At 43.4% G+C, this 17,147-nt stretch carries 11 protein-coding genes; 7 read left to right on the top strand and 4 right to left on the bottom strand.

The genetic code is table 11. From position 1 onward, the window contains the following. On the bottom strand, positions 1-270 hold the full coding sequence (locus KO473_RS17245; protein ID WP_005780168.1) for a hypothetical protein: 270 nt from the start codon (positions 268-270) through the stop codon (positions 1-3). Between the two features lie 253 nt (positions 271-523). Next, complete coding sequence (locus tag KO473_RS17240) at positions 524-2,734, bottom strand: patatin-like phospholipase family protein (protein ID WP_005807345.1); 2,211 nt, start codon at positions 2,732-2,734, stop codon at positions 524-526. A gap of 322 nt (positions 2,735-3,056) precedes the next feature. On the opposite strand from KO473_RS17240, the gene KO473_RS17235 reads away from it, so the two are divergent. The 3 genes from KO473_RS17235 (at position 3,057) to KO473_RS17225 (ending at position 8,865) form a co-directional block, all read left to right on the top strand. After that, positions 3,057-4,247: an efflux RND transporter periplasmic adaptor subunit gene (locus KO473_RS17235; RefSeq protein ID WP_005780164.1), complete on the top strand. Its 1,191-nt coding sequence runs from the start codon at positions 3,057-3,059 to the stop codon at positions 4,245-4,247. 91 nt (positions 4,248-4,338) lie between these two features. Next, positions 4,339-7,485: an efflux RND transporter permease subunit gene (locus tag KO473_RS17230; protein ID WP_005780162.1), complete on the top strand. Its 3,147-nt coding sequence runs from the start codon at positions 4,339-4,341 to the stop codon at positions 7,483-7,485. A 3-nt stretch (positions 7,486-7,488) separates the two neighbouring features. Beyond that, positions 7,489-8,865 (top strand): efflux transporter outer membrane subunit, encoded by a 1,377-nt coding sequence (locus KO473_RS17225; protein WP_005807343.1) that lies wholly within the window; start codon positions 7,489-7,491, stop codon positions 8,863-8,865. Between the two features lie 17 nt (positions 8,866-8,882). On the opposite strand, the gene KO473_RS17220 is transcribed toward KO473_RS17225, so the two are convergent. Both KO473_RS17220 and KO473_RS17215 read right to left on the bottom strand, forming a co-directional pair. Beyond that, positions 8,883-9,431 (bottom strand): RNA polymerase sigma-70 factor, encoded by a 549-nt coding sequence (locus KO473_RS17220; protein WP_005780158.1) that lies wholly within the window; start codon positions 9,429-9,431, stop codon positions 8,883-8,885. 190 nt (positions 9,432-9,621) lie between these two features. Further along, the gene (locus KO473_RS17215) at positions 9,622-9,861 is read right to left on the bottom strand and encodes a hypothetical protein (protein WP_022012434.1); all 240 of its coding nucleotides are present in this window, start codon (positions 9,859-9,861) and stop codon (positions 9,622-9,624) included. A 284-nt stretch (positions 9,862-10,145) separates the two neighbouring features. Here KO473_RS17215 and KO473_RS17210 point away from each other — a divergent pair, with 284 nt between their 5' ends. From KO473_RS17210 to KO473_RS17195, 4 genes are read left to right on the top strand one after another with little or no spacing between them, the layout of a single operon-like run. After that, complete coding sequence (locus tag KO473_RS17210; RefSeq protein ID WP_032537505.1) at positions 10,146-10,802, top strand: FecR family protein; 657 nt, start codon at positions 10,146-10,148, stop codon at positions 10,800-10,802. A 37-nt stretch (positions 10,803-10,839) separates the two neighbouring features. Next, positions 10,840-14,217, top strand: a complete 3,378-nt coding sequence (locus KO473_RS17205) for a TonB-dependent receptor (RefSeq protein WP_122130708.1) — start codon at positions 10,840-10,842, stop codon at positions 14,215-14,217. A gap of 9 nt (positions 14,218-14,226) precedes the next feature. Further along, positions 14,227-16,137, top strand: coding sequence for a RagB/SusD family nutrient uptake outer membrane protein (locus tag KO473_RS17200; protein WP_005780152.1), 1,911 nt, complete (start codon positions 14,227-14,229; stop codon positions 16,135-16,137). A gap of 21 nt (positions 16,138-16,158) precedes the next feature. Continuing rightward, on the top strand, positions 16,159-17,055 hold the full coding sequence (locus tag KO473_RS17195) for a discoidin domain-containing protein (RefSeq protein WP_122130709.1): 897 nt from the start codon (positions 16,159-16,161) through the stop codon (positions 17,053-17,055). Positions 17,056-17,147: the final 92 nt, after the last annotated feature.

The following is a 17,147-nucleotide window of genomic DNA, read 5'->3' as shown; positions in this document are numbered from 1 at the left end:
TTAGTTCAGTTTCGCGATGGCGTCAATGATTTCGTTTACTTTTGCATTGAAGTCTACACGGAATTTTTTGTAGAATCCTTTCACATTTCCCGGTTCGGTGTGGCTGATACGGCTGATAAATTCATCCTGCATTTTCAGGATTTCCGCCATCAGTTCGTCAGCTTTTGCTTTATCTGTACCCGGTACGAACATGCTGTTGATCAAACACTCTGAAAATAATTCACCTGCGATATAGTTTACGTTCTTTTTAAGTTCTCTTCTCTTTGCCATAATTCTAAATGTTTTATGTGAGTATATAGAAAATATTTTCGGTAAAGATAACGACTTTCTTCGGTTCTGAGTAATAAATTTGAAATAATTAAATAATTCCGTGCTATGTCTGTCTTGTTGTTTGGTGGTTACAGACGCATTTTAGCAGAGGGTGTAGCCATCCGTATGCCGGGGCTACACCCTATTGGCGGGAGGGCTACACCCTTTACCTCGTGGGGCTACACCCCCTGCCGGAAGAAAGAGGTTGGTATTGTCAGAAAGAAAATCCCAGGTTTACGTAAAATCCTACGTCCTTGGATTGGTTGGAATACCCCAATGATGCTTCTAATGGACCGAACATGCTGTCCAAGCCATATCCGATGCTACAACCGTAAATCCGGTTGCCCTTCAGGATCTTGAAAAAATTATCGTCACTCAAGGCAAAGTTTCCGGCTAACGTTATATAATGTTTGCTCCCCATGCGTTGGCGCAGCTTTAGAGAAGCCACGGCAACGGAATTGTGCGTTAATTCTATATTGTAAATTCCGGCGAACGGGAGTTGCTGGGGCAAATAACGTCCGAACACGTCACTTCCCAACGCATTCTCGTAGGCATAAGGAATTTCCTGCCCGATCAGTACTCTGCCGTAAATAGCCGGGATCAGGGCCAGACGGTTGCTGACAGAGAACACACTTTCCCAGGAGGCACTGAGTGCGGAGAAGGGGGCATGTCCGTTATATCGGGCGAAGTTGTCCGTATACAATGAATAAGCACCGGAGAAGTTGCTGCCTTTGGATGGGAAGTATCCTTTGTCGAAGGTGTTGTAACGTAACTGCGCAAAATAACTGATGAAGTATTCGGAGTTGACATCCATTGTAAATTCCGGTTTCTTGAAAAGGAAATCTTTGTATTTGAAATACTCGATTCGTGCGCCGAATCCAAACCGGAGATTTTTATACCACACATCCGAAAATCCGAATTCACCCAGATGATATTTATAAGTTGTGTTGTAGGCACGGTCGCCATGATCATAAATGTTGATGTCATTGTACTGGAACATGTACGAGAAATTGATGTTTCTTTGTTGCATGGGTTCCAGGGTATAATCTACCCGGGCCATGTATCGTTTGCCCAGTCGTCCGGTAACAGAAACTTTGGAAGGAATGTGGGTCTTTAATTGTGCTGTGGCATTTATCAATAGCGAAGCTATCTCTTCCGAGTCGAAGCGGAGACCTACATTGATAGTTTTCTCATACTTTTTCTCTAACAGGAAGGTTAAATTATAGCCTTCAGGGGTATTGGTTAACGTGTAACTGGCGTTTGAGTAAGATTGGTTCCCGCGCAGAATGAATAGTGCTTGTTCAATCTGTCGCATGCTGATTTCACTGTTTTCTTGCAGTTTGCATTTTTTCATTAACCACTTCTTGTCGTTTTCTTCTACATCAGAGAAAGTAATTTCCTTCACTGGCAAAGTCCGGGTGCTTGAAAATAAGGTATAAGGACCATGTGACTCGGGTTTGAAAGTGTCTGCAATACCGATTTTCTTTTTAAGAGCGAGCAGGGAGTTCCATTGCTTACGAGCTGCCTCTTCTCCTCGGTGCATCAGAGAATCAATGGCCGAAGGGGTAAAACTGGCCGAAGAATATCCCTCAACGTTCACCTTTATATAGGTATCGGTCAGGCTGATATTTTTTTGATGATTGTTTTTGGTCGTCAGGTCAATGATTTGGGAGAGTATGTCCGGAGCACTGTTAAGTTTGTCGATCCCTTTCAAGTTGTTTTGCACATCTACACCGATGATAACATCGGCGCCCATCGATTTGGCTACATCTACGGGATAATTGTTAATCATGCCGCCGTCAATCAGAATCATGCTATCCTTGCGCACAGGTGTGAACACTCCGGGAATCGCCATGCTGGCTCGCATTGCTGTGGCAAGCACTCCATTGTGGAATACAATCTGTTCGCCATTTACGATGTTTTGTGATACGCACGCAAAGGGGATAGGCAGTTTGTTGAAATCAACGGAATCATGATAGCCTACTGTCAGTTCCGTAAATAGGTTGGCCAGATTCTGTCCCTTTATGATTCCACCGGAAACGGCGTCTTTGGGGCTTTTGGTAAAGGGGAATGAAAAGACATATTTTTCTGATTTTTCGCGTTCGTTGAGTGACATGGCACTACGCTTTACACGATCACTGAGTAAAAACATCCAGTCTTGTTTGCGTACCATACTGTCCAGTTGATGCGGAGTATATCCGATGGAGTATAATCCACCGATTATGGATCCCATACTGGTGCCTACTATATAATCGATTGGGATGCCGGCTTCTTCAATGACTTTCAGAGCCTGGATATGTGCTACCCCTTTCGCACCTCCTCCGCTGAGTACCACTCCGACTTTTTTACGTTGCTGTGCCATAGCGGGCAATGCCAGAAAAAAAGCCGGTAACAGAACTAATATCAGTGACAAATGTTTTTTCATTATAGTGTTATTTTTATGAATGCACTACAAATTTATATTATTATTTGGTAAGTAAGTAGTGAATGACACTAAAAGTGCAAGTTATGGAACTTATGCAGAAAAGAATTATCTTTGTGACCCTTTTGTGGAATAATTCCCCAATCAGGGACACAATTCCACACTTTGGATAAACGGCAGTTATGTTCGGAAGATCACTAAAACAGCTTCTTCAGGGCATTGGAGAGAGCTTTTTAGTTAAAAAGATATATTCGGGACATAGTTTGGTATCTGATTTGTAAAGTAGCTAAGAAAGGATAAGTTAATTTTAATAATACAAACAAGCATGAGACTATTTTTAACGAGAAAAGAGCTGAAACTAAGGAGAAAAAGAACAATAGTGGGCATCGTCTGTTTGGCTTTGGTGGTAGGCATTTACTGGGTTCTGACGCGGCCACATAAAGCAAAGCCGGAGATACCTACTGTGATTGTAGAACCGGCAGAAAGGGACAATGTAGAGATTTTCGGAGAGTATGTGGGGCGTATACGTGCACAACAGTTTGTCGAAGTTCGGGCGCGGGTGGAAGGATATCTGGAAAGTATGCTTTTTGCCGAAGGAACGTATGTGAATAAAAATCAGGTGCTGTTTGTGATCAATCAGGATCAGTATCGTGCCAAAGCAGATAAGGCACGGGCACAATTGAAAAAAGATGAAGCACAAGCATTGAAGGCAAAACGGGATTTGGAACGTATCAAGCCGTTGTATGCGCAAAATGCGGCCAGTCAGTTGGATCTGGATAATGCGGAGGCAGCTTATGAAAGTGCGGTGGCGACCGTCGCTATGAGCGAGGCAGATCTGGCACAGGCCGAGTTGGAACTGGGTTATACATTGGTTCGTTCTCCGCTGTCGGGTCATATCAGTGAGCGTAACGTGGACTTGGGAACTCTGGTGGGACCGGGTGGTAAATCGCTGTTGGCTACAGTTGTGAAAAGTGACACTGTACTGGTAGATTTCAGTATGACTGCTCTGGATTATTTGAAGAGCAAAGAACGCAATATTAATATCGGGCAACAGGACTCTTCTCGTTCCTGGCAGCCGAACATCACTATTACATTGGCGGACAATACGGTGTATCCTTACAAGGGATATGTGGATTTTGCCGAACCTCAGGTAGATCCCCAGACAGGTACTTTTTCAGTCCGGGCAGAGATGCCGAATCCGAAGCAGGTGTTGCTTCCGGGACAGTTCACAAAGGTAAAGCTGTTGCTGGATGTACGCGAAGGAGCGATTGTGGTGCCGCACAAGGCGGTAACTATCGAGAAGGGTGGAGCCTATATCTATACCATGCGCAGAGATTCAACGGTAGAGAAACGATTTATAGAGCTGGGACCTGAATTTGGCAATAAACTTGTAGTGGAGAGAGGATTGGCTGCAGGCGAAGAAGTGGTAATAGAAGGATATCACAAACTGACGCCGGGAATGAAGGTGAGGGCTACTTTACCTCAGTCACTAACCGAGAAAAAGGAGAGCGAATGACTCCTTTCCTGAGATAAATAAGAACGTATAATTTAAAAGAAACTCTTCCTCCCTCTCGTTGGGAGAGGGGTGGGGTGAGGCCTTATAGAATATGAAAGTTAGTTTTTTTATAGATAGACCTGTTTTCTCGATCGTTATCTCGATACTGATTGTCATTATCGGCATCATTGGTCTGACCATGTTGCCTGTCGACCAGTATCCTCAGATCACTCCTCCGGTAGTGAAGATCAGTGCTTCTTATCCGGGAGCCAGCGCATTGACGGTTTCACAGGCAGTGGCAACTCCTATCGAGCAGGAGATTAACGGAACACCGGGTATGCTTTATATGGAGTCGAACAGTTCCAATTCCGGAGGATTTTCGGCAACGGTTACTTTTGATGTTTCTGCCGATCCGGATTTGGCGGCCGTAGAAATCCAGAACCGTGTGAAACTGGCGGAAAGCCGTTTGCCAGCTGAAGTTATTCAGAACGGTATCTCCGTAGAGAAGCAGGCACCCAGCCAGTTGATGACCCTTACGCTGATGTCGTCTGATCCGAAGTTCGACGAAATTTATTTGAGTAACTTTGCCACGATCAATGTACTCGATGTAATCCGTCGTATTCCGGGAGTAGGACGTGTTTCGAATATCGGTAGCCGTTACTATGCCATGCAGATATGGGCGGAACCGGATAAACTGGCAAACTTCGGACTGACTGTACAGGATTTACAGAATGCGCTGAAAGATCAGAACCGTGAGTCGGCTGCAGGTGTACTTGGTCAGCAGCCGGTGAAGGGACTCGATGTAACGATTCCTATCACTACACAAGGACGCCTTTCTACTGTAGAGCAATTTGAGAACATTGTGATCCGTGCCAATACGAATGGTTCTATCATCCGTTTGCGTGACGTGGCACGGGTTTCTCTCGAAGCTTCTTCATACAGTACGGAGAGTGGGATCAATGGCAAGAATGCTGCCGTTCTGGGCATTTATATGCTTCCGGGCGCTAACGCGATGGAAGTTGCAAAAAGTGTCAAGGAAGCGATGGATGAAATCAGCAAGAACTTCCCGGAGGGGTTGAGCTATGAGGTGCCATTCGATATGACGACTTATATTTCCGAGTCCATTCATGAAGTATACAAAACCCTGTTTGAGGCGCTGGTTCTTGTGGTGCTCGTCGTTTATCTCTCTTTGCAGAGCTGGCGGGCTACGTTGATCCCGATAGTTGCCGTTCCTATTTCATTGATCGGTACGTTCGGTTTCATGTTGATCTTTGGCTTTTCGCTGAATATATTGACATTGTTGGGGCTGATTCTTGCTATCGGTATTGTAGTGGATGATGCCATTGTCGTGGTGGAAAACGTGGAGCGTATTATGGAGGAAGAGAAACTTTCACCGTACGAAGCTACGAAGAAAGCCATGAACGGATTGGCGGGTGCGTTGATTGCCACTTCTCTGGTGCTTTGTGCGGTGTTTGTTCCGGTGAGCTTCCTCAGCGGTATTACGGGGCAGCTTTACCGTCAGTTCACTATTACCATTGCTGTATCCGTACTGATTTCTACTGTAGTGGCGTTGACGCTGAGTCCGGTCATGTGTTCGTTGATTCTGAAACCGGATAACGGTAAAAAGAAGAACATTGTTTTCCGCAAAATCAACCACTGGTTGAACGTGGGCAATCATAAGTATGTAGTCGCTATCCGCCGGGTAATTGGTAATCCGCGTCGTGTATTGGCCGGTTTCGGGGTAGTACTGATCGGTATTCTGTTGATTCACCGTCTGATTCCGACAAGTTTCCTTCCGGTGGAAGACCAAGGCTATTTCAAGATAGAATTGGAGTTGCCCGAAGGGGCTACGCTGGAGCGTACCCGGGAGGTAACGGATCGTGCCATCACTTATCTGGAAAAGAATCCGTATATAGCGTATGTACAGAATGTGACCGGAAGCAGTCCCCGTGTGGGCAGCAACCAGGCACGGAGTGAGTTAACCGTAATTTTGAAGCCGTGGGAAGACCGCAAGAATACTTCGATAGACGAGATTATGACAAACGTTCGTCGCGATCTGAGTGAGTATCCGGAATGTAAGGTTTATCTCTCCACTCCTCCTGTCATTCCCGGTTTGGGAACCTCGGGTGGGTTCGAAATGCAACTCGAAGCGCGTGGTGAAGCTACTTTCGATAATTTGGTGCAGGCGGCGGATACTTTGATGTATTACGCTTCCCAACGCAAGGAACTGACAGGACTTTCCTCTTCACTTCAGTCGGATATCCCACAACTCTACTTCGATGTAGACCGCGATAAAGTGAAGATGCTTGGTGTGCCTCTGGCGGATGTTTTCTCAACCATGAAAGCCTATACGGGATCGGTCTATGTGAACGACTTCAATATGTTCAACCGTATTTATAAGGTATACATTCAGGCTGAAGCACCCTATAGGGAACATAAAGACAATATCAACCTGTTTTTTGTGAAGGCCTCTAATGGAGCGATGATCCCGCTGACTTCTCTGGGTAACGCATCGTATACCACCGGCCCGGGTAGCATTAAACGTTTTAATATGTTTACCACTGCTGTTTTTCGTGGTGAGGCGGCGCAGGGCTATAGTTCCGGTCAGGCTATGGAGATTATGGAGCAGATTGCACGTGACCATCTGCCTGATAATATTGGCTTGGAATGGAGTGGTCTCTCTTATCAAGAGAAAAAGGCAGGTGGGCAGACCGGATTGGTACTGGCATTAGTGTTCCTTTTTGTATTCCTCTTCCTGGCTGCACAGTATGAAAGCTGGACAGTGCCCATTGCCGTATTGCTTTCGCTGCCGGTAGCCGCTCTGGGGGCTTATCTGGGGGTATGGATTTGCGGACTGGAAAATGATGTCTATTTCCAGATCGGATTGGTGATGCTTGTCGGATTGGCGGCCAAGAACGCCATCCTGATTGTAGAGTTTGCGAAAGTGCAGGTGGACCGGGGAGGTGATCTGGTGCAATCAGCCATCCATGCGGCACAATTGCGTTTCCGCCCCATCTTGATGACTTCGCTCGCGTTTGTACTGGGTATGCTTCCGATGGTGTTGGCAACCGGTCCCGGTTCGGCAAGCCGTGCGGCCATCGGCACGGGAGTATTCTTCGGAATGATTTTTGCTATTGTAGTGGGCATTATCCTTGTTCCGTTCTTCTTCGTACTGGTCTATAAAACAAAAGCAAAACTGAGAAATGTGCCGAATGTGAACGTGAAGTTACCGTTCAAGTCTAAAAAGAAAATTGATTGAATTATGAAAAGAAGCTATTTATATATTACTCTCTTACTAACTGCATTTACCTTGGGTTCTTGCAAGATAGGAAAAAGTTATGTCCGTCCCGACCTTAACTTGCCCGATAGTCTGGCACAGCATCAGGATACCCTGAGCTTCGGAGATAGGGAATGGTGGCAGATTTATACTGACAGTACCCTCCGGAGTCTGATAGACCGGGCACTGGAGCATAATAAAGATATGTTGATAGCCGCTGCCCGTGTCAAGGAAATGGCAGCTCAAAAACGCATTTCGACAGCAAATCTGTTGCCGGACATTAAAGGTACGGTGACTGCTGAACGGGAAAACGAAAACCATGGTGGAGATGCTTTCAAACGTAGAGATACTTTCGAGGCGCAACTTCTTTTCTCCTGGGAGCTCGACCTCTGGGGAAATCTTCGTTGGGCACGTTCCGCCAGCATTGCCGAGTATCTTCAGTCCGTTGAGGCACAACGCGCTCTTCGGATGACTATTGTAGCTGAAGTGGCTCAGGCGTACTATGAACTGGTGGCTCTTGATACCGAACTGGACATTGTCCGTCAAACGTTGAAGGCACGTGAAGAGGGGATGCGCCTTGCCCGTATCCGCTTTGAAGGGGGACTGACCTCCGAGACTTCTTATCGCCAGTCTCAGGTAGAGTTGGCACGTACTGCTACGTTGGTACCCGATCTGGAGCGTAAAATCTCGTTGAAAGAGAATGATATAGCTTTCCTTGCCGGTGAGTATCCCAATAAGATTACACGTAGCCGCTTGTTGCAGGAGTTCAATTTTCCGCAGGAATTACCTGTCGGTTTGCCTTCAGGACTGCTTGAACGCCGTCCTGACATTCGTCAGGCTGAACAGAAATTGATTGCCGCCAATGCCCGGGTAGGGGTGGCCTATACAAATATGTTTCCACGCATTTCACTTACCGGCAGGGTAGGATCGGAGAGCACTGCACTTTCCGAGCTGTTGAAGTCGCCTTATAGTATAATGGAGGGTGCTTTGCTTACACCAATTTTTGGCTGGGGTAAAAATCGTGCTGCCCTCAAAGCTAAGAAAGCTGCTTACGAGGCTGAAGTGCACAGCTACGAAAAGTCTGTCCTGACCGCTTTCAAAGAGACTCGGAACGCGATTGTGAACTTTAATAAAATCAAGGAAGTATATGATCTTCGTGCCAAATTGGAACGTTCGGCTAAGAGTTACGTAGATCTGGCGCAATTGCAATATATCAATGGAGTGACGAATTATCTCGATGTACTCGATGCCCAGCGTGGGTATTTCGATGCCCAGATCGGACTTAGCAATGCGATGCGGGATGAACTGATTGCTGTGGTACAGGTGTATAAGGCACTGGGAGGTGGATGGCAGATAAAATAATGGAATCTCGATTTTAGTCACGCTCCCATGAACAGCATGAAAAGATTAAGATTCTTTTTTAGAAATCTCAGAGCCAGGTTGATATGCCGCTCTATTGCTTTTTCGGTAATAGAAAAATGTTCTGCTATTTCTTTGTTGCTCATGTGCAGCTCCCTGCTCATACGGAATACTTCTTGTTGGCGGGGAGGAAGTTGCATGACAAGTTCATCGATGTATTTCTTTAAGTCAGCGGCATCCAGTTCTCCTTCCATATCATAAGATTCCTCGACTGCTTGTATCGCAGTTATTTTGAGGGCTGTTTCTTTATAGTATCTGCGTGAATGATTGAATATAACATTCCGGGTTATGATAAAGAGATAGCCCTCAAAACTTTTGTTTTCATCTAAAAAATGGTGAGATTCCCATACTTTCACAAATACTTCCTGCACAATCTCCTCAATGTCCATTGAAGCGGTGAAATAAAGCTTTGTGAAATTATAGACCTGTTTCCAGTAATGATTGTATAAAAAAGCAAATGCTTCCTGATCGCCATGCTTTAATTTCCTGACTGTTTCTTTCTCTTGCATCTGTTTTAGTAATTAGAGGTGCAAAAGTAATCTTTTTGTTCTAAATAGATGCAGTTTCTACAAGAATATTAAAAAATAACATATTTTGTTTAATTGATATTATGTTATGATGGCTGTATTGTCTTATTATATGGACTTAATAGAATAATGTATCCACTTATTATATAAATAAAATAATAGCAACATATATTTATTGGATAAGTTCTAAAGGAACTATTCTTTTGTGAACTTTTTTGCATCTGTTCTCGATCTTATTCCATATCTGATTTCCAATCTCTGTATCTACCGGATTATTTTTGTTTTCATTCCATTGTTTTCTCATTTGTTTCTTTATCAAATTCGAATGATAGAGCTTTTTACGTCCTTTTTTGTCTAATCGATCTGATAATAGTTTTTTGATCAGATCGATTTCCTTGTTGTTTTTATCCATTTCTTAAATCTATTTTGTGTTATCTAAAACTAAATACACAACAGACCTGCTTACCACCACATGTGAATTATAACTTTTTAATTGAAAATCGTCTCTGATGATATCGATAGCATACATATTTTGGTTTTTATGGATGTTAATTCATTGTTTTATAGTGCTATATGTGGTTTTTGTCCGATAATAATAATTGCTTGTTTTTTTTATGCGTAATAACGTTAGTTCCTTTAGAACTATGGTATATCGCTGCTTCTGTAGCTCTTGTTCTGATCGTGGGTGGACTTTGGATGTACTCTAATACGGGTAGAACTCAAATAGAGAAATATATTGAATTTACGGCACAAGAAAGCAGAATGTATCTATTGCCGGATAGTTCGAAAGTATGGATGCAGCCGGGGAGCTCCATACGTTTTGCCGAAAACTTTAAAGAATGCAGGGATGTATGGCTGAAAGGCAATTCACTTTTTGAAGTTCGCAAGAATTCGGGTAGTAAATTCAGAGTATACATTGATAAAGCATTTATCGAAGTGAAAGGAACCTGCTTTCTGATAAGACAGAATAACCCTAATGCGAATGAAATTACACTATTTAATGGGAGCATTGAATTTAATATAGAATCCACCCATGATAAAATAGCAATGAAACCACTCCAGGAATTAGTGTATAATCCTGTTAGTGCAAGAACTCAGCTGAGGCGGATAGAAAACATAGAATGGCAAAACGGGCGCTATAACTTTACCCAATTTAATTTGGAACACTTAACCCGTATTATGAATCAAATGTATGGCTCTCATATCACCATTAGCGACAAAGTGAATAAAAATTGTGCTTTCACCGGAAGTATCCGCTATGATGAATCTTTGGAAGACGTTATTGATAAAATCTGTTTTAGCCTGAATCTTAGAAGCAAAGAAATGAATGAAGGAATTCTTATTTACAACTAATATTTATTAACCCAATGTTAAATCTAAAAATTGAAGCATGAACAAGTTTTTATTTTCTTGTCAGAAGCGGTGTCTTAAATACATCGTCATGGCTCTGCTGCTTTATCCGTTGTCTGCACTTGCTGCGCAAGGACAGATTGTGGTTAAAGGTCAGTCTCTCACCATTCCTCAAGCCATCCGGCTTATAGAGAAAAGTAGTACATATACTTTCTTCTACAACGCTAATGATTTGAAAAACACAAATCTCAAGAGTATCGATTGTAAAGGTTCCATTAACGACGTCCTGAACGAAGTATTTAAAGGGAGCAATATCAGCTATGTCATTAAAGGTAATGAGGTTATTCTTAAAGTAGAGAAAACGGAAAGCACACAACAAAAAAAAGCCAAAATTATCGGTGTGGTAACAGATTCTAAAACCGGTGAACCTATCATTGGAGCAACTGTACAGCTACTGGGTACTACTACAGGCGTTATTACCGATGTGGATGGTAAGTTTGAACTTGCGGCAACTCCTAAAAATGAAATACAAATTTCATATATAGGATATGTTACCAAGAAAGTGAAAGTAGGTAGCCAAAAGGTTATTTCGGTCACCCTATCCGAAGATGCCCAGCAGTTGGATGAAGTGGTGGTGACAGCGTTTGGTACAGGACAAAAGAAGGAGACTATCACCGGGTCTATTCAGTCCGTACGTCCTTCAGACCTTTTGGTGCCTTCCGCCAATCTTTCTTCTTCATTTGCCGGACGCCTGTCAGGTGTGATTGCTTACCAGCGTAGTGGTGAGCCCGGTCAGAATTCTGCCGATTTCTTTATTCGTGGTGTTGCGACGATGAATGGGGCGACTTCTCCTTTGATTATTTTAGACGGAGTTGAAGTGTCTAAAGCAGACCTGAACTCGTTGGATCCTGAAGTAATAGAAAGCTTCTCTGTATTGAAGGATGCTACGGCATCGGCGATGTATGGTACTCGTGGAGCCAACGGTGTACTTATTATTAAAACAAAATCGGGTAGTGATCTTGAAAGGCCGATCATTGGCGTGCGTATAGAAGGATATGTGAATACTCCGATCAAGAAACCGGAGATCGTTGACGGACCTACATATATGCGTTTGTACAACGAAGCGGTTACCAATCAGGGAACAGGAGCCGTACTTTATTCTGATGAAAGAATTAACGGTACAATTAATAATCTGAACCCCTATATTTATCCTAATGTAGACTGGTATAAAGAAGTCTTCAAAGATGCAACATTCAATCAAAAGGCGAATTTTAATGTACGTGGGGGTACTTCTAAAATCACTTATTTTATGAATGTCAATATGAACCATGAAACCGGTATGTTGAAGGATCGTTCCAGTGATTTCTTCTCTTATAAAAACAATATAGACTATATGAAATATGCGTTTCAGAACAACGTGGATTTTCATCTGTCAAAGTCTTCTACTATTTCGCTGCATCTGAATGTGCAGTTGAATGACATGCATGGTCCTTTGACTACAAAGGACGGAAATGGAGTAGGAGATATATTCAGTGCTATTATGGGAACCAACCCTGTTGATTTTCCGGTTATGTTTCCGCAAGGATCGGATACATGGTACCATTGGGGAGGTATTCTTGCAGGTAACTATCAACCGCTCAACCCGGTAGCCCTTTCAAGTGCAGGATATAAAGATACATTCGAGAGCACGGTAGTGGCCAATGTGAATTGGGACCAGAAACTGGATTTTATTACGAAAGGTTTGAGCTTCAGGGCTTTGGTCTCATTTAAAAATAGGAGCTACAATCAGAAGTTCCGTCTGCAGGGATACAATAGTTACCAGCTTTCCGACTATAAACAAAATGAAGACGGTTCCTATGATTTTACCAATACACCTATCGGTGAACCGAGCAATCATACGATGGATGCTTTCTTTGGTACTAACGGCGACCGCAGGTTTTACATTCAGGGATATCTTAATTACGAACGTTCCTTCGGTTCACACAATGTAAGCGGTATGCTGCTTTATAACCAGGATGATTATAATACAAATGTAAACAGCAGTCTTATTGGCTCACTTCCCAAACGTAAGATGGGCGTTGCCGCACGTTTGTCATATGATTACGATCACCGTTACATGCTTGAAGTAAATGCCGGATACAATGGTTCCGAAAGTTTTGCCAAAGGACATCGTTGGGGATTGTTTCCATCCATATCGTTGGGATGGAATATCAGTGAAGAGAAATTCTGGAAATCTATTAAACCGGTTATTTCCAATTTCAAAGTCCGTGGTTCGTATGGCTTGGTAGGTAATGACCAGATTGGTAGCGATCGTTTTGCTTATCTGGCAATTGTGAATCTGAACAGCAGCCCGTCTTATACAACCGGATATGGTGGGAGTACAACTTCATTATCGGGCCCTACCTATAATCGTTTCCAGAATAACGAACTTACATGGGAAGTGGGACATAAACTGAATGTGGGTGCCGATTTGCAGTTTTTCAATTCATTAAATATTACTGTCGACGGATTCAGGGAGATCAGGGATAACATTTTCCAACAGAAAAATTCGATACCGAATTACTTGGGGACTGCCAATACTAAAATCTATGGTAACTTTGCTAAAGTGAAGAATACTGGATTTGATCTTGCTTTGGACTACGGAAAACAGGTGAACCGGGACCTCTCTATCCAGATGAAGGGAACATTCACCTATGCGCACAATGAAGTTTTGAAATACGATGAAGCGGCAGGACTTCGTCCGGCATTGTCGCAGGTTGGAAAGAGCTTGAACTCGATTTGGGGATATGTAGCAGACGGGCTGTATATTGATCAGGCTGATATTGCCAATAACCCTCAGTCGACTATCGGCAATATTGCCATTGCGCCGGGAGATGTGAAATATGTAGACCAGCCGGATGCTAACGGAAATTATGATGGGAAAATAACATCGGATGACAGAGTGGTATTGGGGTATCCCACAATTCCGGAGATAATATACGGATTCGGCCCTTCTGTTACGTGGAAGAATTGGGACTTCTCTTTCTTCTTCCAGGGACAAACCCATGTGTCACTAATGATGAGTGGTTTCGAACCGTTTGGAACACAGAGTAAAAGTAATGTCCTGAAGTGGATTGCTGATGACCATTGGAGCAAAGATAACCAGAATCCGAATGCAAAGTATCCAAGGTTGACACAATATAATAATAACAACAATACTGCATCATCTTCCTATTGGCTGCGCGATGCTTCATTCCTGAAATTGCGGAATGCGGAAATTGGCTATCGTTTCAAATGGGCAAGAATCTATGTGAATGGAAGTAACCTGCTGACCTTTTCTCCATTTAAGTTGTGGGATCCCGAAATGGGTGGAGGTGCCGGTATGAAATATCCGACACAGCGTACATATAATGTTGGTATTCAATTAACTTTTAAATAATAAATACTTATGAAGATAATATATAAACTCCTGTTCCTGCTTTTCCTGATGCTGGGATATAGTTCATGTGATTTCCTGAATATCGTTCCTGATGAAATAACGACCGAGGAAGATGCATTTAAAGATCGGAATGCAGCAAAGAATTTTGTTTATTCTTGTTATGGTTATCTGCCTCAGAGCAATGTAGCGTCGGCAAGTCTTGATTTGCTGACGGGAGATGAAGTGATTACAGCTTTTGAACATGAAACGTTTGCCAGTTTTCCGAAAGGAAACTATACGGCTTCGTCGCCGGTGATTTCTTATTGGAACACATTCTTTCAGGGATTGCGCCAATGTTACCTGTTTTTAGAGAATGTCGACAAGGTACCCGATCTGACTGAAAGTGTGAAGGCTGATTATATTGCACAGGTTAAATTCCTGATTGCTTATTATCATTATCAATTGGCACGTTGCTACGGACCTATTATCTTGATTAAAGAACTGCCGAATGTAAATGCTTCGCAGGCAGAATATTTGCCTCGGACTCCCTATGACGAATGTGTAGAGTGGATATGTAATCTGTTAGATGAAGCCGCAGCTTCATTGCCTGCCATACGTACCAATAAAGAAGATTACGGACTGGCAACCAGTGTGGGAGCAAAAGCGGTGAAAGCTAAGATGTTGTTGTATGCAGCTTCTCCGTTGTTCAACGGAAACTCGGCATTCTACAGTAACTTTGCGGACAAATCGGGCAATATGTTAATGCCTGTTACTTACGATCCCAACAAATGGGTAAAAGCGAGAACAGCCATAAAAGAGGCGATTGACCTTGCCGAGCAGAATGGGCATGCTTTGTATACGAAGCAAGACTATAAGATAGGTAATGAGGATGCGAACCCTTATCCGGCAGCCGGTCCCGTAAGATGTCTACGTACCAGTTTGGTCGATTGGGACTCTCGTAATCCGGAAGTACTGCTTGCAGAAACCCGTAGCGAAGGTTCATACGGTATACAGAATAAGTCATTGCCGTTTGTGACTGATGGCTGGGCATGGAATGGTATCGGTCCGACATGGACTATGTTGAATCGTTTCTATACCAAGAACGGTTTGCCTTGGGATGAAGATCCGGAGTATAAAGATAAAGACAAATTGAAGATTGTAAATGTGGATGCTGACCATGCTGATGAGGCCCATGAAGGTAGTAAAACGCTTCTGTTCAATCTGGAACGTGAACCTCGTTTTTATGCTTGGGTAGCTTTTCAGGGAGGATATTACGAAGTAATGAACGGGTCGACTAATCCCGCTTATGTGATGAGTAACGGAAAAAAAGACAATTCGGACAGCAGATTAATATGTGATTTTGTTTTGGGAGGTAACTGTAGCCGTGGTACTGCGACCGTACAACGTCCCGGAAATTATACTCCAAGTGGTTATCTGAATAAAAAAGGAGTCGACCCCAGTACGGTTGTATCTACCAATTCGACCAACCTGAATACATATCCTTGGCCTATCATCCGTCTTGCAGACCTCTATCTGGCATATGCCGAAGCGTGTGTGGAAACCAACGATCTGGAAACTGCCAAACAATACTTGAATAAAGTAAGAGAGCGTGCCGGTATCCCCACGGTAGAAAATGCATGGAGTGGCGTTGCTGCATTGGATCAGACGAAGCTCCGTCAGATTGTTCGTCAGGAAAGAATGAACGAACTCTATCTTGAGAATCAGAATTTCTGGGATATGCGTCGCTGGTTGCTGGCAGAGCAATATTTTGGAACTAAAGCCAAGGGATTGAATATCGCCGCCACCACTATTGAAGATTTTGCGGCAATTAAGACGATTGACTTTGAACGTAAATTTGAGGCACCGACTCAATATCTGCTGCCGATACCTTCTGACGACATTAATAGAAATGAAAAATTAGTAAACAATCCGGGTTATTAATCTTTATAAAGAGAATTGAAGATGAAAAAAATACTGCTTGGCCTATGCGCGATACTGGGCCTGATAAATATGACAGGGTGCTCCAGTGACGAGAAGTACCCCATGCCGACCACTATAGACCAGAATTCACTGTCGGCTGAAGCCAAAGCCGGGGCTATAAAACTGAAATGGACAGTGCCGGCTGATTCCAATTATTATTATGTGAAAGTGACTTATACGTTGCCGGAAGACGGAAAGAAATGCCTGAGACTTGCGAGTGTGAAGAGCGATACCATGCTGGTGGATAACTTGTTGCACCGCTATGGCGACATTGACTTTACACTGCAACCATGCAACCGTGCGGGGGAAGGATCACAGAGTTGCAGTATAACAGCACGGGCCTTGCCTGCCCCGAAGCAGATTAAAACAGACCGGAGTGATGTGACTTTGTCCGCTAAACAGTTGTATACGGATGATCAGGAAAGCAGTGAAGGTCCTATCGCCAATCTGATAGATGGAAAGAACGACACTTATTTTCACATGTCATGGAGCAGTCCCACACCTTTCCCACATTACATTGTGGTCGACTTGGGTGAGGAGAATGCTTTGTCTACTTTCCTGTTCTCTTATGTTTGTCGTGATAATAATAATAAGGATAATCCCAAAGAGATAGATATTCTGGGAAGCAATACTTTTGATGGAAAGAATTACGATGAAAGCCAGACAACCCTGTTGGCGTCTTTAAGTGATTTGCCCAATACCAAGGCTGCATCTTACGAGTCGGATATTATAAAAGCGGGCGCGTCTTACCGTTATCTCTGGTTTAAGGTGAAATCGTCTACAAGCGGTTCCAATTGGATTGCGCTGGCCGAACTCGCCCTTTCTAAAGTAATTGTGAAAACCTATGATCCGGAAACCGGAGAGACTACCATTGAATAAAACAGGATTCAATAGGGACTAAATAAAGTAGCATGAGTCTGCGCAACCGGTGGCTGTCGGCTTGATGCTAAATAGAAGAATCAAATAATTAT

It is taken from the genome of Bacteroides sp. HF-4919, from assembly GCF_018860125.1.
This window is presented reverse-complemented; position numbering and strand designations above follow the sequence as displayed.

Excerpts from the sequence above, each read along its gene's own strand:
- KO473_RS17230 (WP_005780162.1), top strand. The coding sequence starts at position 4,339 with ATGAAAGTTAGTTTTTTTATAGATAGACCTGTTTTCTCGATCGTTATC.
- KO473_RS17195 (WP_122130709.1), top strand. The coding sequence starts at position 16,159 with ATGAAAAAAATACTGCTTGGCCTATGCGCGATACTGGGCCTGATAAAT.
- KO473_RS17240 (WP_005807345.1), bottom strand. The coding sequence starts at position 2,734 with ATGAAAAAACATTTGTCACTGATATTAGTTCTGTTACCGGCTTTTTTT.
- KO473_RS17225 (WP_005807343.1), top strand. The coding sequence starts at position 7,489 with ATGAAAAGAAGCTATTTATATATTACTCTCTTACTAACTGCATTTACC.
- KO473_RS17220 (WP_005780158.1), bottom strand. The coding sequence starts at position 9,431 with ATGCAAGAGAAAGAAACAGTCAGGAAATTAAAGCATGGCGATCAGGAA.
- KO473_RS17205 (WP_122130708.1), top strand. The coding sequence starts at position 10,840 with ATGAACAAGTTTTTATTTTCTTGTCAGAAGCGGTGTCTTAAATACATC.
- KO473_RS17200 (WP_005780152.1), top strand. The coding sequence starts at position 14,227 with ATGAAGATAATATATAAACTCCTGTTCCTGCTTTTCCTGATGCTGGGA.
- KO473_RS17215 (WP_022012434.1), bottom strand. The coding sequence starts at position 9,861 with ATGGATAAAAACAACAAGGAAATCGATCTGATCAAAAAACTATTATCA.
- KO473_RS17245 (WP_005780168.1), bottom strand. The coding sequence starts at position 270 with ATGGCAAAGAGAAGAGAACTTAAAAAGAACGTAAACTATATCGCAGGT.
- KO473_RS17210 (WP_032537505.1), top strand. The coding sequence starts at position 10,146 with ATGTACTCTAATACGGGTAGAACTCAAATAGAGAAATATATTGAATTT.
- KO473_RS17235 (WP_005780164.1), top strand. The coding sequence starts at position 3,057 with ATGAGACTATTTTTAACGAGAAAAGAGCTGAAACTAAGGAGAAAAAGA.